The organism is Verrucosispora sp. WMMA2044 (assembly GCF_027497155.1).
Taxonomy (GTDB): domain Bacteria; phylum Actinomycetota; class Actinomycetes; order Mycobacteriales; family Micromonosporaceae; genus Micromonospora; species Micromonospora palythoicola.
The window spans coordinates 3,760,387-3,783,595 of the sequence record NZ_CP114913.1; the positions used below are offsets into that span (position 1 = coordinate 3,760,387).

20 protein-coding genes are annotated in these 23,209 nt (G+C 71.6%); 11 read left to right on the top strand and 9 right to left on the bottom strand.

From position 1 onward, the window contains the following. The first annotated feature begins 302 nt into the window (after nt 1-302). A complete protein-coding gene (locus tag O3597_RS17065; protein WP_281601740.1) occupies nt 303-1,871 on the top strand; it encodes an aldehyde dehydrogenase family protein in 1,569 nt (522 codons plus the stop codon). Between the two features lie 99 nt (nt 1,872-1,970). Here the strand turns inward: O3597_RS17065 and O3597_RS28565 are convergent, their stop codons facing one another. From O3597_RS28565 to O3597_RS17075, 3 genes are all read right to left on the bottom strand, one after another. After that, entirely contained in the window at nt 1,971-2,492 is a 522-nt protein-coding gene (locus O3597_RS28565; protein WP_348650364.1) for a GNAT family N-acetyltransferase, read from the bottom strand. Next, the gene (locus O3597_RS28570) at nt 2,465-3,031 is read right to left on the bottom strand and encodes an ACT domain-containing protein (protein ID WP_348650289.1); all 567 of its coding nucleotides are present in this window, start codon (nt 3,029-3,031) and stop codon (nt 2,465-2,467) included. Before O3597_RS28570 ends, O3597_RS28565 begins: the two co-directional genes overlap by 28 nt. A 101-nt stretch (nt 3,032-3,132) precedes the next feature. Continuing rightward, complete coding sequence (locus O3597_RS17075; RefSeq protein ID WP_281601741.1) at nt 3,133-3,834, bottom strand: amino acid-binding protein; 702 nt, start codon at nt 3,832-3,834, stop codon at nt 3,133-3,135. Between the two features lie 148 nt (nt 3,835-3,982). Between O3597_RS17075 and O3597_RS17080 the strand changes: the two genes are divergently transcribed. Together O3597_RS17080 and O3597_RS17085 are read left to right on the top strand one after the other, a co-directional pair. Next, on the top strand, nt 3,983-5,035 hold the full coding sequence (locus O3597_RS17080) for a phosphotransferase family protein (RefSeq protein WP_281601742.1): 1,053 nt from the start codon (nt 3,983-3,985) through the stop codon (nt 5,033-5,035). Next, a complete protein-coding gene (locus O3597_RS17085; protein ID WP_281601743.1) occupies nt 5,035-6,255 on the top strand; it encodes an acyl-CoA dehydrogenase family protein in 1,221 nt (406 codons plus the stop codon). Before O3597_RS17080 ends, O3597_RS17085 begins: the two co-directional genes overlap by 1 nt. Before the next feature lie 369 nt (nt 6,256-6,624). Here the strand turns inward: O3597_RS17085 and O3597_RS17090 are convergent, their stop codons facing one another. From O3597_RS17090 to O3597_RS17115, 6 genes are all read right to left on the bottom strand, one after another. Next, a complete protein-coding gene (locus tag O3597_RS17090; protein WP_164445513.1) occupies nt 6,625-7,671 on the bottom strand; it encodes a LacI family DNA-binding transcriptional regulator in 1,047 nt (348 codons plus the stop codon). An 82-nt stretch (nt 7,672-7,753) separates the two neighbouring features. Further along, on the bottom strand, nt 7,754-9,187 hold the full coding sequence (locus O3597_RS17095) for a GH1 family beta-glucosidase (RefSeq protein ID WP_164445514.1): 1,434 nt from the start codon (nt 9,185-9,187) through the stop codon (nt 7,754-7,756). Beyond that, nucleotides 9,184-10,026, bottom strand: a complete 843-nt coding sequence (locus O3597_RS17100) for a carbohydrate ABC transporter permease (protein ID WP_093402872.1) — start codon at nt 10,024-10,026, stop codon at nt 9,184-9,186. Before O3597_RS17100 ends, O3597_RS17095 begins: the two co-directional genes overlap by 4 nt. A gap of 10 nt (nt 10,027-10,036) precedes the next feature. Beyond that, the gene (locus O3597_RS17105; protein ID WP_281601744.1) at nt 10,037-11,005 is read right to left on the bottom strand and encodes a sugar ABC transporter permease; all 969 of its coding nucleotides are present in this window, start codon (nt 11,003-11,005) and stop codon (nt 10,037-10,039) included. Nucleotides 11,006-11,194: 189 nt separating this feature from the next. Continuing rightward, nucleotides 11,195-12,484: an extracellular solute-binding protein gene (locus O3597_RS17110; RefSeq protein WP_164445516.1), complete on the bottom strand. Its 1,290-nt coding sequence runs from the start codon at nt 12,482-12,484 to the stop codon at nt 11,195-11,197. Between the two features lie 282 nt (nt 12,485-12,766). Continuing rightward, complete coding sequence (locus O3597_RS17115; protein WP_164445517.1) at nt 12,767-13,312, bottom strand: plasmid pRiA4b ORF-3 family protein; 546 nt, start codon at nt 13,310-13,312, stop codon at nt 12,767-12,769. A 151-nt stretch (nt 13,313-13,463) separates the two neighbouring features. Between O3597_RS17115 and O3597_RS17120 the strand changes: the two genes are divergently transcribed. From O3597_RS17120 to O3597_RS17155, 8 genes are all read left to right on the top strand, one after another. Further along, entirely contained in the window at nt 13,464-14,210 is a 747-nt protein-coding gene (locus O3597_RS17120; protein WP_281601745.1) for a pyrimidine reductase family protein, read from the top strand. Nucleotides 14,211-14,389: 179 nt separating this feature from the next. Next, on the top strand, nt 14,390-16,141 hold the full coding sequence (locus O3597_RS17125) for an ATP-binding protein (RefSeq protein WP_164445519.1): 1,752 nt from the start codon (nt 14,390-14,392) through the stop codon (nt 16,139-16,141). Between the two features lie 15 nt (nt 16,142-16,156). Beyond that, a complete protein-coding gene (locus O3597_RS17130) occupies nt 16,157-17,305 on the top strand; it encodes an exonuclease SbcCD subunit D (protein WP_164445520.1) in 1,149 nt (382 codons plus the stop codon). Continuing rightward, complete coding sequence (locus O3597_RS17135) at nt 17,305-19,779, top strand: SMC family ATPase (protein ID WP_281601746.1); 2,475 nt, start codon at nt 17,305-17,307, stop codon at nt 19,777-19,779. The genes O3597_RS17130 and O3597_RS17135 overlap by 1 nt, the downstream gene beginning before the upstream one ends. A 7-nt stretch (nt 19,780-19,786) precedes the next feature. Next, the gene (locus O3597_RS17140; RefSeq protein WP_281601747.1) at nt 19,787-20,755 is read left to right on the top strand and encodes a hypothetical protein; all 969 of its coding nucleotides are present in this window, start codon (nt 19,787-19,789) and stop codon (nt 20,753-20,755) included. After that, the gene (locus O3597_RS17145; protein ID WP_281601748.1) at nt 20,755-21,612 is read left to right on the top strand and encodes a fused MFS/spermidine synthase; all 858 of its coding nucleotides are present in this window, start codon (nt 20,755-20,757) and stop codon (nt 21,610-21,612) included. Before O3597_RS17140 ends, O3597_RS17145 begins: the two co-directional genes overlap by 1 nt. Before the next feature lie 83 nt (nt 21,613-21,695). Next, nucleotides 21,696-22,388, top strand: coding sequence for a sigma-70 family RNA polymerase sigma factor (locus O3597_RS17150; protein ID WP_281601749.1), 693 nt, complete (start codon nt 21,696-21,698; stop codon nt 22,386-22,388). Then, nucleotides 22,385-23,161, top strand: a complete 777-nt coding sequence (locus O3597_RS17155) for a zf-HC2 domain-containing protein (RefSeq protein WP_281601750.1) — start codon at nt 22,385-22,387, stop codon at nt 23,159-23,161. The genes O3597_RS17150 and O3597_RS17155 overlap by 4 nt, the downstream gene beginning before the upstream one ends. Nucleotides 23,162-23,209: the final 48 nt, after the last annotated feature.

Here is a 23,209-nt window from a genome sequence, read left to right on the forward strand (position 1 = left end):
CCGGCATCCTTGCGGCGGCCGTTCTCGTGGTAGCGGGTGATACCGCCGAGCGACCGTACCGTACTCGCCAGTAACAAAGCGGGAATCATCACACAATCGAAGAGAGTCGATCAATAGATCGTAAAACCGCAGGTGGAGATGGCCGGCGACAGCGTGACTTCAACCTCCACTGAGGACCGACCACCGTCGGATGTCCTGCGATACGGACCGTACTGTTGCTGTCGCACTGTGCGGCGGGCGACAGTACGCGGCACCTGGCGGCACCCGTCGACGGCCGCTCCCGCCCACCTGAGGAGATCGCGATGGCTCTACGACTCGCCGACGGAACCTCCTGGTCCGACACTCTCGCCCGGGCGGTGGCCGCCGCCGCGGAGGCGTTCGACCGCCCGGCCGACGGCACCATCACCCTGCGGAATCTGGTCGGCGGCGAGTGGCGCACCGGCGGTGCGCCGACGCCGGCGCGTACCCCGGTCGACAACAGTGTGCTGGTCAACCTGGCACGGCTGGACGCGGCGGCCGCCCACGACGCGGTGATCCACGCCGCCACGGCCCACGCCACCTGGGCCGGTACCCCGCTGGCCGAACGCCGGTCGCGGGTCATCGACGCGCTGGACGCGCTCACCGCCCACCGCGACCTGCTGGCCCTGCTGCTGGTCTGGGAGATCGGCAAGCCGTGGCGGCTGGCCTGCGCCGACGTCGACCGCGCACTCGACGGGGTGCGCTGGTACGTCGACGAGATCGACCGGATGCTCGCCGACGGCCGCACCCCGCTGCCCGGCCCGGTCAGCAACATCGCCTCGTGGAACTACCCGATGAGCGTGCTGGTGCACGCCGAACTGGTGCAGATACTCGCCGGCAACGCGGTCATCGCCAAGACGCCGTCGCAGGGCGGCGCGGTCTGTCTGACCGTGGCGCACGCGCTGCTGCACCGCGCCGGGCTGCCCGCCACGCTGCTCTCCGGCAGCGGCGAGGCGCTGTCCGAGGTGCTGGTACGGGCACCCGAGATCGGCGCGGTGGCCTTCGTCGGTGGCCGCTCCAACGGGGGAAAGGTGGCCGCCGCCCTGCTCGACTCGAACAAGCGCCACTTCATCGAGCAGGAGGGCCTCAACGCCTGGGGCGTGTGGAACTTCTCCCAGTGGGACCTGCTCGCCGCGCACCTGAAGAAGGGCTTCGAGTACGGCAAGCAGCGCTGCACCGCGTACCCCCGGTTCGTGGTCCAGCGGGACCTGGTCGACGAGTTCCTCGACATGTACCTGCCGGTGGTCCGCTCGGTCCGGTTCGGGCACCCGCTGGCGGTCGACGAGACCTGGCGGGCCGGCGACCCGCTGCCGGAGCTGGACTTCGGCCCGCTGATCAGCGCCGCCAAGGCCGACGAGTTGCGCCGCAAGGTCGACGAGGCGGTACGCGGCGGCGCCGTCCCGTTGTACCGGGGCAAACTCGACGGTGCGCCGTTCCTGCCCGGTCAGGACACCTCGGCGTACGTCGCACCGTCGGTGCTGCTCGCCCCGCCCGGCCGGTCCCGGCTGATGCACGCCGAGCCGTTCGGCCCGGTCGACACCATCGTCGTGGTGGACACCACCGACGAGTTGCTGGCCCAGATGAACGCCTCCAACGGCGCGCTGGTGGCCTCCCTCGCCTGCGACGACACCGACGAGGCGGCGAAGCTTGCGGTCGACCTGCAGGCCTTCAAGGTGGGCATCAACAAACCCCGCTCGCGGGGCGACCGCCAGGAGCCGTTCGGCGGGCGGGGTGCCTCCTGGAAGGGCGCCTTCGTCGGCGGGGACCTGCTGGTCCAGGCCGTCACCGTGGGCGACGACGACCGCCTCTACGGCAACTTCCAGGACCGCACCGCCCTGCCTCCGAACCTCTGACCGGGGCCCGGCCGGACAGCACGCGGTGGGCAGGACTCCCGCACCGGGAGTCCTGCCCACCTCACCGGCCTCCGCACCGGAGGTCGGTCGTCTGAGCCGTCAGCCGGCGGTGTCCGCCGTCGCCGGCGTCTCGGCGGCCAACGGCACGGTCATGGTCAGCAGGCCGCCGTCCCGCTGGACGGTGGTCGGCCGGGACAACCGGCGCAGCGTACGCAGCATCGGGGCGTTGTCCGCCTGGACGTGCAGCACCATCGCCGCGTAGCCGGCCGACTCGGCCTGCCGGGTCAGCCGGCGCAGCAGCGTCGAGCCGAGCCCACGGCGCTGCCAGTCGTCGCGTACCAGCAACGCCAACTCGGCCTCGTCACCCTCGGCGAGCAGGTTGGCCATCGCGACGACCGACTCCGCCGCCCCGCCGGAGCCGGTCGTCGCGGCGACCAGGGTCAGCCCGCGCGCCGGCTCCAGCAGCCGGCGCAGTCGGGCCGGTGCGGGCACACCCGCACCCCCCAGATAACGGCGCTGCCGGCTCCGCGCCGAGCAGGCCTGATGCAACTCGACCACCGCCGTGAGGTCGTCCGCGACGGCGGGGCGTACGGTCAATTCGGCACCGTCGGGTAGGACCACGGTGACCTGCTCGGTGCTGCGGCGGGCGGCGGTGGCCCCCAGTTCGAGCAGCGCCTGGGCCCGGGCGTACTCGGCCGGGGTGAAGCTCGGCGCGAGCCGGCGCAGGGTGTACGACCCCCCGTTCGGGTCGGCCAGCAGCATCGTGTTGCCGTCGATCCCGGGGCGGGCCAGGGCCGGCGCGGCCGCCAGGTCACCTCGTCGGCACCGAGCAGCGCCCGGAGCACCTCACCTGTCGCGTCGGGGTCGTGCACCAGCCGGGTCGCCAGCCCGAGCACCCGGGTCGGCTGATCGGCCAGGCCACGCGCCTCACTGCGCGCCACCCAGCAGTCCCGCCCCCGGCCCCGTTCGACGGCGGCGAGCAGTCCCGCCTCGTCGAGGGTGTCCGGCGCGTCGACGAGGAAATCGTCGACGGCACCGTGCTCGGTGGTGTGCACCTGCACGGTGAGGATGTTGACTCCACGCAACGCGAGGCTCGCCGTGAGCACCGACAGGTAGCCCGGCCGGTCGTCCACGGTGGCTCGGATCCGCCACAGCGTCATCGTTGCCTCCCTTCGCCTGCCACCCTCGTCCGCGGCTGTTGCCGGTCGGTTGCCTCACCATGTCCAGCCGCGTCCGGCCCTGCGGTCTGCGTCACAGCCGGTCAGGGGTTGGCGCTCACCGACGGGGTGCCCACCAGGTCGAGCCGGTCGCCGAGGATCACCGCGCAGGCGCGGACCAACTGGGCGAGCCGGTCCACCTCGGTCGAGTGGAACGCGGCCGGCGTGAGCGTGTCGCTGTGCTCGCGGGAGACCACCAGGACCAGCCCGGCCCGACCGAACGGCGCGACCGCGAAGTGACCGCCGTCGGGTGCGGTCATCGCCCGGGCGCGCAGCGGGGTCACCTCCGGCAGCTTCGGTGGCACCGGGGTACGCCAACTGGCGTGCCCGACCGTCGCATTGCCACCCCCGGTACGCGACGCCCAGTCGACCGGCACCACCGCGGCGACCGACCAGTCGGCGGCGAGCAGCCCGGGCACCGCGTCGACCAGGGTGGCCAGCCCGTCGGCCGGGTTCGCCGCGACCTGCGCCAGCAGCTCGGCGTCCTGGCCGGTGGTGGTGGGCGCGCCGATCGCCCGCCAGACCCCGTCCACCCGTACGCCGGGGATCGCCGCCAGACCGACCAGCAGCCGTTCCACCCGGGCGGCGCCCGGCCACACCACCGTGAAGTCGTCGACCGCCCGCCCGCCGAGACGTTCCAGCACGACCACCTGGACGATGTCCGCCCCGGACACGCCGAGGGTGCGCGCCACCTGACCGAGCGTTCCCGGACGGTCCGGCAGGGTGACCCGAACGCGCAGCAACATCTCAAACCCCTCCGCTTGGCGGGCCGACACGGTGGCCGGCAGGCTGATGTCAGCCTGGCAGTTGACCATTTCGTCCCTGTTGCGGCGGCATGTCCCGAGGGTCAAACCTGACCTTGACAAGCCGCCGGAGCTGCCATGGACTGTCCGGATGACCGAACCGACCGCCGGCCCGCCCGCCGGTCTGGATCTGGACCGGCTCGGCGGCTACCTGGCGGCGCACCGTCCCGATCTGGCCGCCGGCCCGCTACGGGCCGAGCTGATCGCCGGTGGCCGGTCGAACCTGACCTATCTGGTCCACGCCGGCGATCGGGACGTGGTGCTGCGCCGTCCACCGCTCGGGCACGTGCTGGCCACCGCGCACGACATGGCCCGGGAGTTCCGGGTCATCGCGGCGCTCGCCCCGACCGACGTCCCGGTGCCCGGCGCCCTGCTGCTCTGCACCGAGCCGGACGTGCTGGGGGCACCCTTCTACCTAATGGAACGGGTGCCGGGTGAGGTGTTCCGCAGCCGCGCCCGCACCGACCAGCTCACCGGCGGGCAGCGACACGGGCTGGCCATGACGATGATGGACACCCTGGCGGCGCTGCACACGGTCGAGCCGGCAGCGGTCGGCCTGGCTGACTTCGGCCGCCCGGAGGGGTTCCTGGCCCGGCAGGTCCGCCGCTGGTCGGGGCAGCTCGACCGGTCCCGCAGCCGACCGCTGCCCGGCATCGACGAGCTGCGCGACCGGCTCGCCGACACCGCGCCCGAGGGGGCCAACGCCGGTCGGATCGTGCACGGGGACTTCCGGCTGGACAACCTGCTCGCCACCGTCGACCCGGTGACGGTGACGGCGGTGCTGGACTGGGAGATGGCCACCCTCGGCGACCCGCTGGCCGATCTCGGGCTGTTGCTGACCTACTGGGACGTGCTTGGCGGCGACGCTCTCTCCGACGGCAATCCGGTCGCCGACGGCCTCGGGCCGCGTGCCGGCTTCCCCAGCGGCGCCGAGCTGATCGACCGGTACGCGGGCCGCAGCGACGTCGACGTAGGTCCCCTGCACTGGCACGTCGCGCTGGGCTGCTTCAAACTGGCCGTCATCTGCGAGGGCATCCACTACCGGCACACCCTCGGCCAGACCCTCGGCGAGGGCTTCGACACCATCGGGGGCCTCGTCGCCCCGCTTGTCGCACACGGACTGACCGCGGTGAGGGAGACCTGATGGACTTCGCGTACGACGCCCGGACCGAGCAGCTGCGCACCGAGCTGACCGACTTCCTCGAGCAGCACGTGTACCCGGCCGAACCGGTGCACGCCGCCCAGGTCGCCGCGGCTGGTGACCCGTGGGCCCGCCCGCCGGTGCTGGCCGAGCTGAAGGCCGAGGCACGCCGGCGCAACCTGTGGAACCTCTTCCTGCCCGATCCGCGCCACGGTGCCGGGCTGACCAACCTCCAGTACGCCCCGCTGGCCGAGCTGACCGGGCGCAGCCCGCACCTCGCGCCGGAGGCGCTCAACTGCGCCGCGCCCGACACCGGCAACATGGAACTACTCGCCGAGTTCGGCTCCCCCGCGCAACAGGAACGCTGGCTCACTCCGCTGCTGGCCGGCGAGATCCGCTCCGCGTTCTGCATGACCGAGCCCGACGTGGCCTCCTCCGACGCGACGAACATCGCCACGTCGATCCGTCGCGACGGTGACCACTACGTCGTCGACGGCCGCAAGTGGTGGTCGTCCGGCGCGATGGACCCGGCCTGCGAGATCCTCATCGTGATGGGCAAGACCGACCCGGGCGCCGAGCGGCACCGGCAGCAGAGCATGATCCTGGTTCCCCGGGACACCCCGGGGGTCACCATCCGCCGGGGCATGCGGGTCTTCGGCTACAGCGACGCCTCGCATGGCGGACACGCCGAGATCGACTTCGACGGTGTGCGGGTGCCGGCGGAGAACCTGGTCGGTGCCGAGGGAACCGGCTTCGCCATCGCGCAGGCCCGACTCGGTCCGGGCCGGATCCACCACTGCATGCGTTTGATCGGCATAGCCGAGCGAGCGCTGGAGCTGCTCTGCCGCCGGACCGTCGAGCGGACAGCCTTCGGCCGCCCGCTCGCCGAACAGGGCGTGGTACGCGAGTGGATCGCCGAGGCCCGAGTCCGCATCGAGCAGGCCCGGCTGCTGGTCCTCAAGACCGCCTGGCTGATGGACACCGTCGGCAACAAGGGCGCGCACACCGAGATCCAGGCCATCAAGATCGCCACCCCGGCGATGGCCGAGTGGGTCATCGACAAGGCCATCCAGGCGTACGGCGCGGCCGGGGTCAGCCAGGACACGCCGCTGGCCGCACTCTGGTCCCAGGCTCGCACGCTGCGCCTCGCCGACGGCCCCGACGAGGTACACCGCAACAGCCTCGCCAAGCGCGAACTGCGCCGCTGGACCGCCCCCGCCTGAGCGCAGCCGCCCCGTGCCGCGCGAAGCACTACCGCTGGTGCCGGCACCGGTAAGCGCCAGACCTACATCCGGCGTTTGCCCCGAACATCACTCCCTGTGCACATCAGGCCGCCCCCCGATGTACCAGGTCGCAGCCTTTGCTCTGCTTCAACCGACGCAACGCTCACGGTCCGCATCCGCGTGCGGCCGACAGTCAGAACCGGCCGTCACGTTACCACTGCTCAGACATCAGTGCGTCCGTTGAAGCAGAGCAAAGCGTGCAAGGTGGCAGGTGGGTGGGACGGCCGTTAGTCACGCAGTGTCAGAAACACGGAGAGTCAGCGAGGCAGGGAGGAGGCGGTGCGGCGGCAGGGAGGAGGGGTACGCAGATCAGGCGGACGCGCGCTCGACGAACTGGGTGTCCAGGACGACGTGTGGGGTGAGCATCTCGTCGCCGCGGATGCGGTCGACGAGCAGCCGTGCCATCTGCCGGCCCATCTCCTCCACCGGCTGGAACACCGAGGTCAGTGGCGGGTTGGCCTGCCGGGCGATGGGCTCGTCGCCGAAGCCGACCACCGCCACGTCCTGCGGCACCCGGCGGCCGGCCTCCCGCAGCGTCCGCATGGCACCGAAGGCCATCAGGTCGGCGGCCACGAACACGGCGTCCAGGTCAGGGCAGCGCTCCAGCAGCCCTCGCATGGCCGTCGCCCCGCTCTCCTCGCTGAAGTCGCCGTACGCGATCAGGTCGGGATTGACGCCGAACCCGGCGGTGCGGACCGCGTCCCGGTAGCCGGACAACCGGGCCAGGCCGGCGCCCATGTCCTGCGGGCCGGCGATGGTGGCGATCCGCCGTCGTCCGCGACTGGCGAGATACTCGACGGCCTGCCGCGCCCCGCCGGCGTTGTTGACGTCGACGAACGACACGGGCTGCGCCTCGGGGTGCAGCATCCGCGCGGGCCGCCCGCCGAGCACGGTGGGCAGGCCACGCTCCTCCAGCAGGGTGGGCAGCGGATCGTCGTCGTGCAGCGACAACAGCAGTACGCCGTCGACGTGCTGGTTGGTCAGGTGGTGCTCGACCCGCTCCCGCTCCAGCGGCGACTGGGCCATGGCCAGCCAGAGTTGCAACGGCGTCTCCAGCAGGGCGGAGCTGATCCCCCGGACGATGCCGGCGAAGAACGGCTCGGCGAAGATCCGCTCACCGGACTCGCTGACCACCAGGGCCACCGAGTCGGTCCGCTGGGTGACGAGCGCCCGAGCGGCGCGGTTGGGTACGTACCCCAGCTCGGCAATGGCCTGCTGCACGGCGGCCCGGGCCTCCGGACTCACCTGCGGGGAGCCGTTGACCACGCGGGAGACCGTGCCACGGCCAACTCCGGCACGGGCGGCGACCGCGTCGAGCGTCGGTCGCCCGAGCGACCGGGTGCGCTGCGTTGTCATCGTCTGCTCCTCCGACGTCAGGCGGCCCCGGCACCTTCACCAGCGTCGGTGCCGGGCCGCCCGTTACTGGCTGGCCATCGCCCTATTGTGCGGCCAGACCGTTGCGTCGGATCACCTCCGCGTACCACCTGGCACTGGACTTGGGGATGCGGGTCTGCTTGTCGTAGTCGACGTAGATCATGCCGAACCGCTTCGTGTAACCCCACGCCCACTCGAAATTATCCAACAGCGACCAGGCGAAGTATCCCCGCAGGGGGACGCCCGCGCTGATCGCCTCGTGCGAGGCGCGCAGGTGAGCGTCGAAATAGGCGAGCCGGTCGACGTCGTCGACCCGCCCGTCGACCACCTCGTCGACGAAGGCCGAGCCGTTCTCGGTCACGTAGAGCGGAAGGTCCGTGTACTCCTCGTGCACCCGGCGCAGGGTCTCCACCAGACCAGGAGCGTCGATCTCCCAGTCCATGTCGGTGACCGGCACCCCCCGGGTGACGAACCGGACGTCCTCGCTGCCCGGCCAGCACGACTGAGCCCGCCAGTACGGTTCCGGCTGCTCGCCCGAGACCGGTGCGGCCACCACGTGCCGGCTGTAGTAGTTGACGCCCACCACGTCCAGCGGCGTGGAGATGGTGGCCAGGTCACCGTCGTGGACGTGGCCGAAGTCGGTCACCTTCGCCAGGTCGGCCACCAGGTCGTCGGGGTACGCGCCGCGCAGGATCGGGTCGAGGAAGAACCGGTTGGCCAGGGCGTCGATCCGCCGGGCCGCGTCGACGTCACCCGGCGAGTCGCTGGCCGGGGTGACCGGGTACAGGTTGACGGTCACCCCGAGCTGCGCCTGCGGCACCGCCGTGCGCAGCGCCTGCACCGCGAGCCCGTGCCCGAGCATCAGGTGGTGTCCGGCGCGGACCGCGTCGGCCCCGTCGGAGCGGCCCGGGGCGTGCACCCCGGAGCCGTACCCGAGGAAGGCCGAGCACCACGGCTCGTTGAGCGTCGTCCAGTACTTCACCCGGTCGCCCAGGGCGTCGGCCACCAACAGGGAGTAGTCGGCGAACCGGGCAGCGGTGTCCCGGGCGGGCCAGCCCCCGGCGTCCTCCAACTCCTGCGGCAGATCCCAGTGGTAGAGGGTCAGCCAGGGCTCGATCCCGTTGGCCAGCAGCTCGTCGACCAGCCGCTGGTAGAAGTCGAGCCCTTCGGCGTTCGCCGGACCCGACCCGCCCGGCTGCACCCGCGGCCAGGACACCGAGAACCGGTACGACTTCAACCCCAGCTCGGCCATCAGCCGGACGTCGTCGCTGAGCCGGTGGTAGTGGTCGCAGGCGACGTCGCCGGTGTGCCCGGCGACCGTCCGGCCCTCGGTGTGGCTGAAGGTGTCCCAGATCGACGCGGTCCGACCGCCCTCGTTCGCCGCGCCCTCGATCTGGTACGCGGCGGTCGCCGCGCCCCAGAGGAAGCCGGGCGGGAAGGTGAGCGGCGGACGCTCGTCGAGGACGCCGACGGCGGGCGGGGTGGCGGGGTTGCTCACGACTTGACTGCACCTTCCATGATCCCGCCGATGATCTGGCGGCCGAAGAGGAGAAAGACGAGCACCAGCGGGATGGTGCCGACCGCCGTGGCGGCGAAGACCTGGGAGTAGTCCGTGTAGTAGGCGTACGAGAGGAAGGAGAGCGAGACCTGCAGGGTCGGGTTCTCCGGGGTGAGGATCGCGTACGGCCAGAGGAAGGAGTTCCAGGTCTCCATGAACGTGAGCAGACCGAGCACGCCGGCCGCCGGACGCAGCGCGGGCAGCACGATGTTCCAGTAGATCCGGAACGTGCTGGCACCGTCGACCCGACCGGCCTCGATCAGCTCGTCGGAGATCGCCTGGCTGGCGTACTGGCGCATCATGAACACGCCGAAGGCGCTCACCAGGAACGGCACGGTCACCGCGTAGAGGGTGTCGTACCACCCCAGCGACTGCATCATGCTCCAGAGCGGGATGAGACCCATCTGGGTCGGGATCATCATGGTGACGATGATCGCCAGCAGCAGCACGTTGCGACCGCGGAAGCGCAGCTTCGCGAAGGCGAAGCCGGCCAGGGAGCCGGTCAGCACCACCGACACGGTGACCACCGAGGAGACGATGATCGAGTTCATCAGGCCCTTGAGGAAGTTGGCCGCGTCGTTGTCGAGCACCCGGCCGAAGTTGTCACCGAACGCGCCGGCCGGGGTCATCGGCGGTGGCACGTCGTTGATGGACTCCAGGCTGCGGGTGCCGATCACGATCATGTAGTAGAAGGGGTAGATCGACAGCAGCGCCGCCAGGACGAGCGCCATGTAGGTGAGTGGACTGGTGCGCCACAGGCGCTTTGAAGCCGAGATCATCGATCTCTCCTCACTTGGCCGCGCGGCGGACGAGTACGAAGTTGATCAGCGACACGAAGACGATGATCATGAAGATGGCCCAGGCCACCGCGGCACCGTAACCTGCGGTACTCAGGTTGTAGATGCCCTTCTCGTACATGTACATGGCCAGCGTCTGGAACTCCCGCTGGTTGCCGCCGATGATGCTGCCGTTGGCGAAGAGCAGCGGCTCGGTGAACAGCTGCATGCCGCCGATCGTGGAGAGGATGACCACGAAGATGAAGGTGGGCTTGAGCATCGGCAGGGTGATCTGCCAGAACTGCCGCCACGGGCTGGCCCCGTCGATCGCGGCCGCCTCGTACAGGTCCTTCGGGATGGCCTGCATGCCGGCGAGCAGGATCAGGGTGTTGTAGCCGGTCCACCGCCAGTTGACCATCGTGGCGATCGCGGTCCAGGAACTCCACTCCTGGGCGCGCCAGTCGATCTGGTCCACCCCGACGAGGCCGAGCAGCCAGTTGAACAGGCCGAAGTCACGCTGGAACAGCATGCCGAAGACGATCGCGACGGCGGCCACCGACACCACGTTCGGCACGAAGATGGCCATCCGGAAGAAGGTCTTGGCGCGCAGCAGGGTCTGGTTGAGCAGGTTCGCCAGGAACAGCGCCATCAGCAGCTGCGGGATGGTCGACAGGGCGAAGATGCCGAACGTGTTGACCAGCGCGTTCCAGAAGTACTCGTCGGAGACCAACGCGCTGTAGTTGTCGAGCCCGATGAAGGTGTGCTCGCCGACCATGTCCCAGTCGTGCAGGGACATCCAGGCGGTGCGCAGCATCGGGTACAGCCCGAAGGCTCCGAAGATCAGGAAGAACGGCGCGATGTAGAGGTACGGGGAGTACTTGAGATCCAGGCGGTTGAAGAGATAGCCCCGCCGGCGCCGGGCGGGGACGTCGGGGGGTGGTGCTGCTGGCGACGGCGGCGCCGTCGTGGCCGACACGCTCATGACGCCACTCCGCTGCGCTCCGTGCCGTCACGAGGCACCACAGCACTGACGTGATGATTCGCTCGCTTACGCTCGCTCATTCGAGTTTCCTTTTCCAGCAAGGCCCGAGGGCCCTCGCGCAGAGTGCTGCGCGGTGGGGACCGACCGGTGGCGTCCGGGTAGTCCCGAACGCCACCGGAAGGGAATCACTCAGAAGACGCCCTGGGTCTGCGCGTCCTTGGTGAACTGCTCCCAGGCCGCATCCTTACTGGCCTGCCCGTTCTCGAACGCCCGCATCGCCGGCTCGAACGCGTTCTCCTTGACCGCCTGGTGCTTCGGGCCCAGGTGGATCGGCTCGATCTGGGCGACGCTCTCACCGAAGATCTTGCCGGTCGGCGCGTTGCTGAAGTACTCGTTGGTGTAGTTGAGGAAGGCCTCGTTCTTCAGCGCCTCCAGGTTGGTGGGCAGCGGGCCCTTGGCCTTGAAGGCCTCCACCTGGCTGGTGGCGTTGGTCAGGAACTGGGCGAGCTTCGCCGCCTCCTCCGGGTACTTGCTCTGCTCCGGCACGGCCAGCCACGAGCCGCCCCAGTTACCGCCGCCACCCGGCACGGCCGCCACGTCCCACTTGCCCTTGTTGGCCTCGCCGGAGTTGTCCGCGACGATGCCGAGCATCCAGGACGGGCAGAAGGTGGCCGCGAAGGTGCCCTGCTTGAAGCCGCCGGACCACTCGGGCGACCAGGTGGACGCCTTGGCGGAGATGTCCACCATCGAGGTGGCGGTGTCCCAGGCAGCCTTCACCGCGGGGCTGGAGTCCGCGATGATGTTGTTCTCCTTGTCGTAGAACAGGTCGCTGCCCTGCTGGAACAGCACGCCGTTGGAGACGGCGGTGATCGAGTCGATGAACGCCTTGCCGGTGGCCTGCTTGTACTTCTGGCCAGCCTGGTGGAAGCCGTTCCAGTCCGGCCAGAGCGCCGAGACCGCGTCCCGCTCGGTGGGCAGGCCGGCGGCCTCGAACAGGTCCTTGCGGTAGCAGACCGCGAGGCTGCCGACGTCGGTCGGCAGGCCGATCAGCCGACCGTCCGGCGCCTTGCCCAGCTCCCACTTCCAGGGCAGGTAGTCGTCGGAGATCTCGGACGGCACCAGCGGAGTCAGGTCGGCCCAGTTGCGCGGGTTGGCCTTGAACTCGTTGAGGATGCCCTCCTCCAGGGCGGTCACGTCGGCCGCGCCCTTGCCGGTGGCGAGGTAACGGACCAGCTTCGGCCGGTACTCACCGAGCTGCGCGGTCTTGCGCAGCTCGACCTTGATGCCGGTCTCCTGCTCGTACTGCTTGACGAGCTCGTCGTAACCCATTTCGCCGAAGGTGTCGACGACCAGCTTCGCGGGCTTCTCGCCCTCGGCCGGCGTGTCGTCGTCGTTGCCACAGGCCGCGAGCCCGCCGATAGCGGTGATCGCGGCCAGGGTGGCTGCCGCCATGCGGGAACGCCGCGTGGTGAGGCTCATCCTGACCCCTCTTTCGATGGTGAGGCTGCTTATGTCTGTGGTGGGGGGTGCCGCAGCGCCTGCCGACACCGACTCGGTCAGCCGGCGTCGGCGACCAAGGGCGCGCCATGTGATCCACGCCTCTTGGGAACGCTCCCATGAGATTGCCGGCAGGTGTCGGGAGTGTCAATAGTCCAGTTGGAGCGATCCCAGATCGTTACCACGCAGCTCGTTCGCCCAGGCAAACAATCGGGAATGGCTGACAGGTTGCGCACCGACAACGGTCGATGGGGTCGGCCGCAGTCAGCAGAGACGACGCAACAGGGTGTCGACGCGACGGGCGTCGAAGAACGCCGGATCGAAGGCGGCACCGACCCAGTCCCGCATCGTCCGATGCTCCGGATGACCCGGCTCGGCCAGCGCGGCGAGCAGCAGCCGATAGCCCTGCGGGCCGCCGACGTCCTCCGGTGGGCCGGCCCGCTCCCCGCCGAGGCAGCTCGGGTAGCGTTCCTCCGCCTCGGCACCGAAGACGTCCTCCACCAGCAGGTCGTGCTCCCACCAGTCGCCGAAGTCGTAGGTGTAGTGGAACCGGCTGCCCTTGCCGACCACCGCGTCCAACCGCACGTCCAACTCGTCGTGCAGGGCCAGCTCGCCGTCGGGGTCGGGCTCGCCGTACTGCACGCCGTCGATCTCGAACGAGTGCAGGTGGCAGTCCCGCCAGCCCATCGCGTGCTGCACCACCCGGTGCAGCCGGTCGAGGGTGTAGCCGCCGGGTACCAGCACCCGACGCCAGATCGCCGGACGAACCCCGGACAGGGACATCCTCAGCTGGAAGATCTGACGCGGCATGGGTGTCCCATCCTCCCTCGGCATAGGCTGCGAGCATGATCTGCCGAGCGTGCCGGGCGCGGCGGCACGACGACTGCCCGGGCCGGAACTGGTGCGACTGCCAGCACCGTACCCCCCGACCGACCCCTCCCGTCACCGGTCCGGCCGGCGAATGAGCGACAGAGCGCCGATTTCCGTCCTCTGGCCGGACCCGTCCCCGGAGCCGGTGGACGACGACACGCTCATCGCCCGGTACGGTCGCGCCGACCGGCCACGCCTGCGGATGAACTTCGTGACCAGCGTCGACGGCGCGGTCAGTGTCGACGGTTACTCGGCCGGGCTGTCCGGCACACCCGACAAGCGGGTCTTCGGGCTGCTCCGGATGCTCTGCGACGCGCTGCTGGTGGCTGCCGGCACGCTGCGCCACGAGGGCTACCGGGCGATCCGGCTCGACGAGCGACGCCGGGCCTGGCGACGCGCGCACGGGCTGACCGAGTATCCGACCCTGGTCGTGGTCTCCGGCACCCTCGACCTCGATCCGGCCCAGGCCGCCTTCGCCGACGCACCGGTACGCCCCGTGGTGCTCACCCACCGCAACGCGGCGGCACCGCCCGGCCTCACCGACGTGGCCGAGCTGGTGCGCCACGGCGACGACCGGGTCGACCTGGTCGCCGGGCTGGCCGAACTGCGCCGACGCGGACTCTCTCAACTGCTCTGCGAGGGCGGGCCACACCTGTTCGGCGCCCTCACCGCCGCCGACCTGGTCGACGAGGTGTGCCTCTCGATCGCGCCCCTGCTCGCCGGGGCCGGGCCCGGCCGGATCACCGCCGGCACCCCGAGTCCCGCCCGGAGCCTGCCGCTGCGGCACGTGCTCCGCGCCGACGACGGCACCCTGCTGCTCCGCCACGCCCGGCACTGACGGGCGACGTGCTGTCCCAGGCAGCCCGGACACCCGCCGTCAGAGTCCCGTCGCCGTACGCGATCGGCACGGTGTCGTTACGTGGCCTGCGCCGCGTCGCGTGGCGGCCTGTCGTACTCCTCCGGCAGGATGCAGGGCGTGTGTGCCGACCGCGACGACCGACCGAGCGGAGTAGCCCGATGATCGACCAGGGGTTCGACGGCCCGGGCGAGGGGGTGGGCCGGGTGCTGGGCACCGCCGACGCCACTCCCCTGCAGTTCTGGACGGCGGTCTCCCCGGGCAGCTATCTCCAGCTCGACGACGTGGTGGTGACCCGGCGGGAGTTGCCCGACCGGGAGCCGGTGACCATCGCCGGAGTGGTCACCCAGGTCCGGGCGCGGCACGAGGGCGCACAGTTCGACTCCGACGTCTTCGCCATCGCCGACGGCACGCTGCCGGCGCAGGTGCAGGAGGCCGCCGAGATCACCACCACCCGGGTCGATCCCGAGTTCTACGTGCCGCCGCAGCCGGGTGCCGTGGTGCACCGGGCCGAGGGCGACGCCCGCGCCCGGGCCCTGCACTTCGACCGGATGGAACGGCGGATCCCGATGGGCACCGGCCGCGACGGTGTGCCGGTCTACCTCAACGCCGACTTCCTCGACGGCAGTCGGGGCGCGCACGTGTCGATCTCCGGCATCTCCGGGGTGGCCACCAAGACCAGCTTCGCCACCTTTCTTCTCTACTCGGTGTTCCGCTCCGGCCAACTCGGCGGTGACGCGGTGAACGCCAAGGCGTTGATCTTCAACGTGAAGGGTGAGGATCTGCTCTTCCTCGACCACCCGAACGCCCGGCTCGACGATCCGACCCGGGCCGCGTACGCCCGGCTCGGCCTGGCCGCGGACGCCTTCCCCGACGTGCGGGTCTACGCGCCGCCCCGGGTCGGTGACTCGTCCGGCACACCGGACGTGAGCAGTCGGCTCACCGGGGTCGACAGCTTCTACTGGACACTCACCGAGTTCTGCGCGGACCGCCTGCTGCCGTACGTCTTCGCCGACGCCGACGACGAACGTCAGCAGTACACGATGGTGGTCCACTCCGTCGCCGCCCACCTGGCCCGGTACGCCCAGCCCGCCGACGGCGGCGTCAGCATCGACGGTGTCCGGCTGGGCAGCTACGGCGACCTGGTCGATCACGTCGTCGAGCAGCTCAGCGACGACGAGACGCGCGGTGACTGGGCGGGCAGCGCGGTCGGGCTGGGCACGGTGAACGCGTTCGCCCGTCGGCTGATCGGCAGCAAGAAGGACCTGTCCCGGCTGATCCGCGGCGATCTGGCCACCCGCCGTCCGCACAGCATCAACACCTCGGAGTCGGCTCAGGTCACCGTCGTCGACCTGCACAACCTGCCGGACCGGGCGCAACGTTTCGTGGTCGGCGTGACGCTCAAGACCGAGTTCGAGCGCAAGGAGAAGGCCGGCACCGCCAAACCGCTGCTGTTCGTGGTGCTCGACGAGCTGAACAAGTACGCCCCCAGGGAGGGGTCCTCCCCGATCAAGGAGGTGCTGCTCGACATCGCCGAGCGGGGCCGCTCGCTCGGGGTGATCCTGATCGGCGCGCAGCAGACCGCGAGCGAGGTGGAGCGGCGCATCGTCACCAACTCGGCCATCCGGGTGGTGGGCCGGCTGGATCCGGCCGAGGCGTCCCGTCCGGAGTACGGTTTCCTCCCGCCCGCCCAGCGGCAGCGCGCGCTGCTGGCCAAGCCGGGCACGATGTTCGTCAACCAGCCGGACATCCCGGTACCGCTCTGTCTGGAGTTCCCGTTCCCCGCCTGGGCGACCCGGGTCTCCGAGGCGGGAGCCGCGCCGTCGCAGACCCTGCGGTCGATCACCCAGTCCGCCGACCCGTTCGCGGTCGTCGGCTCCGGCGGCGGCACCGACGACGACATCCCGTTCTAGCCCGGGGGTAACAGCATGAAGATCCTGCACACCTCCGACTGGCACGTGGGCAAGGTCCTCAAGGGACAGTCGCGGGCCGAGGAACACAAGCAGGTGCTGGCCGGAGTCATCGAGATCGCCCGGCGGGAACGGCCCGACCTGGTCGTCATCGCCGGTGACCTCTATGACACGGCGGCACCGACCCCGGAGGCGACCCGCCTGGTCACCCGGGCGTTGACCGCGCTGCGCCGCACCGGCGCGGACGTGGTGGCGATCGGCGGCAACCACGACAACGGTCCGGCCCTGGACGCGCTGCGCCCGTGGGCCGAGGCCGCCGGCATCACCCTGCGCGGCGGCGTACGCGAGGATCCGGCCGAACACGTCATCGACGGCACCACCGCCGACGGGGAACGCTGGCGGTTGGCCGCGCTGCCGTTCCTGTCCCAGCGGTACGCGGTCCGGGCGGTGGAGATGTACGAGCTGACCGCCGCCGAGTCCACCCAGACGTACGCCGACCACCTGGGCCGCATCCTGGCCCGGTTGACCGAGGGTTTCGACGAGCCGGACCGGGTGCACCTGGTCACCGCCCACCTCACGGTGGTCGGCGCGGCCACCGGCGGCGGCGAACGCGACGCGCACACCATCATGGGTTACGCGGTGCCCGCCTCGGTCTTTCCCGGCACCGCGCACTACGTGGCGCTCGGGCACCTGCACCGCGCCCAGCGGGTGCAGGGGCCGTGCCCGATCCGCTACAGCGGCGCCCCGCTCGCGGTGGACTTCGGCGAGCAGGAGAACGTCCCGGCGGTGACGCTGGTCGAGGTCACCGCGACCACGGCGGCGCGGATCCGCGAGGAGCCGGTGACCGCGGCGACCGCGCTGCGCACCGTGCGCGGCACCCTCGCCCAACTCGCCGAGATCACCCCACCGGAGGGCTGGCTGCGGGTGTACGTGCGCGAACAGCCCCGCGCCGGCCTACGGGAAGAGGTGCAGCAACTGCTTCCGCGGGCCCTGGAGATCCGTATCGACCCGGAGCTGGTGCCGGCGCCCGGCAGCGGCACCCGGGTGGCGCAGCGGTCCGGTCGCTCGCCCCGGCAGTTGTTCGCCGACTATCTGGACAGCCGGGGGCATGCCGACGAGGGCGTTCGGGAACTCTTCGACGAGCTGCTCGAGGAGGTCGATCACTGATGCGGCCGATGCGGCTGGACCTGGCCGGCTTCACCGTCTTCCGCGACGCCACCACGATCGATTTCACCGACGCGGACTTCTTCGCCCTGGTCGGGCCGACCGGTTCGGGCAAGTCGACGGTGCTCGACGCGATCTGCTTCGCGCTGTACGGCACGGTGCCCCGCTGGGGCGGCACCCGCGGGCTGGGCAACGCGCTCGCGCCGTCGGCCACCGAGGCGCGGGTCCGGCTGGTCTTCGAGTCCGGCGGCGCGCGCTACGTAGCCACCCGGGTGGTGCGTCGGGACAGCCGGGGCAACGTCAAGACCGCCGGCGCCGGGTTGCAGCTCATGCCGGAGGGGTTCGACGTCACCAAACTGGACACCGGGCTCAGTCCGGAGGATCTCGGCGAGGTGGTCGCCGGCACCCCGGCGGAGATGGACGCGGCCGTGCTGGCGGCCGTCGGCCTGCCGTACGAGCAGTTCACCAGCTGTGTGGTGCTGCCGCAGGGCCAGTTCGCCGACTTCCTGCACGCCCGTCCGGCCACCCGGCAGCAGATCCTGGTCAACCTGCTCGGTCTCGGCGTGTACGAGCAGGTGCAGCAGCGGGCCACCACTCGGGCCGGTCAGGCGGAGGCGAAGCTGGAGGCGGTCGACCAGTTGCTCGCCGGGCTGTCCGACGTCGACGACGCCGCACTGGAGCAGGCCACCGGTCAGGTCGACCGGATGCGGGAGCTGGCCGGGTCGGTGACCGCCGCCGTACCGGAGCTGGAAGCGGCGCGGACGACGGTGCGGGAGGCCAACGCGGCGCTGGCCACGCTCGACGCCGAACTGGCCGCGTTGGACGAGGTTCGGGCACCGGACGGGGTGGCCGAGGTGGCCCGGGCGGTGACGGCGACCCGGGCCGAGTCCGACGCGGCGGCGACCGCGGTGTCGCTGGCCGAGGAGCGCGAGGAGAAGCTGCGCGGCGAGCTGACCGCCGCCGGCGACGAGAGCGCCCTGCGGATGCTGCTGCGGGCGTACGCCGACCGGGAGCAGTTGTCCGCCCAGGCGGAGCAGGTCCGGGCCGGGATGGAGGCGGCCGGCGTCGAGCACGACGCGGCGGTGCGGGCACTGACCGGGGCGCAGGCGGCGGCCGAACGCGCCGAGGCGGAGTTGGCGGCGGCGTTCCAGGCGCACGAGGACGCGAAGACCGCCGACCAGGCGACGGCGTTGCGGGCCCACCTGACCGACGGCGACGCCTGCCCGGTCTGCGAGCAGCCGGTGGCCCGGGTGCCGGCGGTTCCGACCGGCTCGGCGGTGGCGCGGGCGGTGGCGGCCGGCAAGGCGGCCCGGGCCGCCAGCGAGACGGCCAGGAAACTCGTCACCGAGCGCGACGCTGCCGCACGTGACCTGGAACGGGTGCTGCTGCGCGCCCGTGCCGAACATGACGGCCTGCGGGCCCGACTCGCCGAGCTGGACGAGCGGCTGACCGGTGCGGCCACCGCCGAGGCGCTGCGGGCGCGGCTGGCGGAGTTGGCCCGGCTGCGGCAGGGGCTGGACGAGGCGACCACGGCGCTCCGCGCCGGCCGGGACGCCGCCCGGCAGGCCCGGGCAGCGGTCGAGGCGGCGCAGGATCGGCTGCGGACGGCATGGCGGCGCTTCGACGGTGCGCGTGACGCGGTCGCCCGGTTCGGACCGCCGGCCACCGACCGCGACGATGTCGCCGCCGCCTGGGCCACGTTAACCGAGTGGGCACGGGACCAGGCGCGGCACCGCCGGTCGGAGCGGGACGGGCTGGCCGGTGCGGTGGTCGAGGCGGAGACGGCGGCCGGCGCGGCGGCGGACCGCATCGCGGGCATCTTCGTCGACGCCGGGCTGCCCGCCCCGGACGATCCGGTCCGCGCCGCCGCCGTCGCCGTGGAGCGGGCCGAGGCCGAGCTGCGCCGGTTGACCGAACGACGCGAGCAGGCCGGGGCGCTGCGCGAGCAGCGGGCCGGGCACGAACGCGAGGCGCAGGTGGCCCGGGCGCTGGCGGGGCACCTGCGGGCCAACAATTTCGAGCGGTGGCTGCTGGCCGAGGCGCTGGATCTGCTCGTCGACGGCGCGTCGGGGATCCTGCGGGAACTCTCCGGCGGCCAGTACGACCTGATCCACGACAAGGGCGAGTTCTTCGTGGTCGACCACCACGACGCCGGGCTGCGGCGCGGGGTGCGGACACTGTCCGGCGGCGAGACGTTCCAGGCGTCACTGGCCCTGGCACTGGCGTTGTCCGAGCAGTTGGCCGGGATGTCCACCACCGCGGCCAGCCTGGAGTCGATCGTGCTGGACGAGGGCTTCGGCACCCTCGACGCGGCCACCCTCGACACGGTGGCCGCCACCCTGGAAAATCTCGCCGCCCGGGGCGACCGGATGGTAGGCGTGGTCACCCACGTGCCGGCGCTGGCCGAGCGGATCCCGGTCCGCTTCGAGGTGCACAAGGACGCCCGCTCGGCCCGGGTGGAACGGACCGGCCGGTGATGCGGACGTGAACCGCTTCTTCGTCGATGCCTGGGATCCCGGCTACGGGGCGTCGTTCGAGGCCGCGCCGGCCGGCCCGGCCGCGCCGAGCAGCGCCCAGGTCGAGGCGGAACACGAGCTGCCGGCGGTGGACTGGCGGGCGATCGGCCCCCGCCCGGAGGTCCGGGCACCGGACGTGGTGCTGCTTGTCGACGGGGTACGCCGGATCGACGCCAGTATCTGGACGGCCGAGGAGGACGGCGGCTCGTTTCCCGGGCTGGCCGCCTCGTACGCGGCCGGGGTGGTGCGCTGCGACCTCGACCGCGGTGCCGCGCAACTGGCCGGCGCCACGGTGGAGCGGGGCCTGTTCACCGCCAGCCCGTCGGCGACCGACGTGGTGGCCGGCAACGTCCGCTACCCGGTGCACCGGGTCGGCGGCAGCGGTGAGCTGGCCAAGCTGCCGGCCGCGGTGCAGGGTCCGCTCACCGCCCTGGAGGTGCAGGTGTCGGCGGCGGCGCGTACCGACGACGACCTGCTGGTGGTGGACGGGCCGTTGCGTAACCGGCGGCAGCTGCCGCGCACCCTCGGCTACATCAAGACCCAGCACAGCCAGTACCTGGACGCCCGGCTCACCGCCGTGGTCACCGGTCTGCCACCGGGTCACCGTTCGCCGGTGTTCCGGCTCGGCACCGCCTGGGGCGGCTGGTCGTGGTATCTGCGGCTGCCGGTGACCGCGGGCGCGCCCTGGGCCGGCATCGTGCGGCTGGAGTGCTCCGCCGACCTGGAGATCGCCGAGGCGGTGTGGCTGGCCGACCTGTCGCTTGTCACCCTGCCCCGGTTCGCCTCCAGCCCGTACAAGGATCCCCGGGCCCCGCAGAACCTGGTGCCGATCGCCGGGCTGGAACGGTTGCTGCGCTCCCGCCTGGGCGACGCCCGGCTGCTGCATCGCGCGCTCACCGTCGCCGCCCGCACCGCCGCCGCCCGGGCCGGCCGCTGATGGGACGGCGGCGCGACGCGGACCGGATCTCCGAGCCGGTCGACACGGGGCTCGCCGAACTGGTGCCGGATCCGGACCGGTCCGGCTCGTGGACGCTGCTGCTCGACGGCGTACCACAGTCGCATGTGGACCTGACCGACCCGACGCACCTGGAGTTCGAGTACGTCCGTCGGCTGGCTGCCGCGATCGACCTGGTGGCACCGGCGGGCGCCCCGCTGCGGGTGCTGCATCTGGGCGGCGGTGCGCTGACCCTGCCGAGGTACGTCGCCGCCACCCGCCCCGGCTCGACGCAGCGGGTGGTCGAGGTGGACGGGGCACTCGTCGATCTGGTCCGACGGACGTTGCCGTGGCGGGCCGATCCGCGCCTGAAGGTACGGGTGGGTGACGCGCGGACGGTGCTAGCCTCCGGTCGGGAGGCCAGTTACGACCTGGTGGTCGCCGACGTGTTCGCGGGCGCCCGGACACCGGCCCGGCTCACCTCCGTCGAGTACGCCGCCGAGGCTGCCCGGGTGCTGCACCCGGCGGGCTGGTACCTGGCCAACGTCGCCGACGGCCCGCCGCTGCGCCACGCCCGGGCACAGGTGGCCACCGTGCGGGCGGTGCTGCCCCGGGCGTGTCTGGTCGCCGACGCCGCCGTGCTGCGCGGCCGGCGCTACGGCAATCTGGTGCTCGTCGCCGGCCGGCAGGATCCGCCGGTGGCCGCGTTGGCCCGCCGTGCCGCCGGTGGCTGGTTTCCCGGCCGGGTGCTGGCCGAGGCGGAACTCGACCGCTTTACCGGTGGTGCCGCAGTGGTGCACGATGCCGACGCCGTCGACTCGACGCCACCTCCGCCGGGGATTTTTTCCGTCCGACGTTGATCCGTTCGGTGCCGCCTTCCGTACCAGTCAGCAGCCATGCCCGTGGGGGGACAGCTTTCTGTCCAGGGACGTCGGAGGTCTGCATGCACGCACTGGCGGTCGGTTGGCAGGGCGACCGGGTGCGGGTGGACTGGATGTCCGCCCGGTCCCAGTCGCGGCCGACCACGTCCACCCGTGGGGTCGACTCTCGTCCGGCGGCTCGCCAGAATAGCCCGGTGACGCCGCGACCCACCCCTGGCCGCCACCAGGCTTCCACCACCGAAGCCGCCCACTCCGACCAGTTGGTCCGCACGCTCTACGCGGAACACGCCGGGCCGCTGCTGATGTTCGTGATGCGGCTGACCGGCGGAGACCGGCAACGGGCCGAGGACATCGTCCAGGAGACGCTGCTGCGGGCCTGGCGCAACGCGCACCGGTTGGGCGCGCAGGGACAGGGGTCGCTACGGCCGTGGCTGGTCACGGTGGCGCGACGGATCGCCATCGACGAGCACCGCAGCGAGCAGGCCCGCCCGGCTGAGACGTACGACCGGGACCTGACCGCGTTCGCCGAGGCCGACAGCACCGACCGGGTGCTGCGGTCGATGACGGTGACGGACGCGCTGCGAACGTTGAGTCAGTCGCACCGGGAGATCCTGGTGGCGACGTACTTCCGGGGCCGGACGGTGCCGGAGGCGGCCGAGGAGCTCGGTCTGCCGTTGGGCACCGCGAAGTCGCGGGTCTACTACGCGCTGCGCGCGCTGCGCACAGCTCTGCAGGAGAGGGGGGTGACGGAATGAGCCGGGTTGACCACATGGACGTCGCCGCGTACGCGCTCGGCGTGCTTGACGAACAGGACATGGAGCGGTTCGAGGAACACCTCGCGACCTGCTGGGCCTGTGCCGCCGAGCTGGAGACGATGGTGCCGGTGGTCGGGCTGCTCTCCGACATCGACGAGGAGTCGATCACGGCACTGGAGCAGACCCACTCGGATCCGGTCCTGCTGGACCGGACGCTCGTGGCGCTGCGTACGCACCGTCGGCGGGCCCGGTTCCGGCAGGTCCTGGCGACCGCGGCGGCCGTGGTGGTCTTCGGTGGGCTGACCGGTGTCGTGTTCAGCAATCTCACCGACAGCAGCACGGCACCGCCGATCGCCGGGCCGACCACGGCTCCGGTGGGCCCACCGACCGACCGCACCGGCAACCCCAGCGGCCCTAGCGTGGGTGGCAACGAGCAGGAGGGTGAGCAGGTCGATGTCACCGACCCGGCCACCGGTGTCGAGGCGACGTTCTGGCTGACCTCGAAGGACTTCGGCACGAAGATGGACTTCAGCCTGGGCAAGCTGCCGGGGCCGCGCACCTGCCGCCTGGTGGTGGTACGCGACGACGGCTCCACCGAGGTCGTCTCCACCTGGTCGGTGCCGGACGGCGGGTACGGCACGAACGCCAACACGCAGTTGCTCACCCTGTCGGCGGCCACGTCGACGAAGCGGGACGACATCAAGCAGTTCGAGGTGCAGGAGATCGATTCGCGGGGTGCCACGGACACTCTGGTGACCGTCCCAGCGGCCTGATCCACGTACCCGGAAGGCCCGCCTCGACCCCGAGGCGGGCCTTCGGTC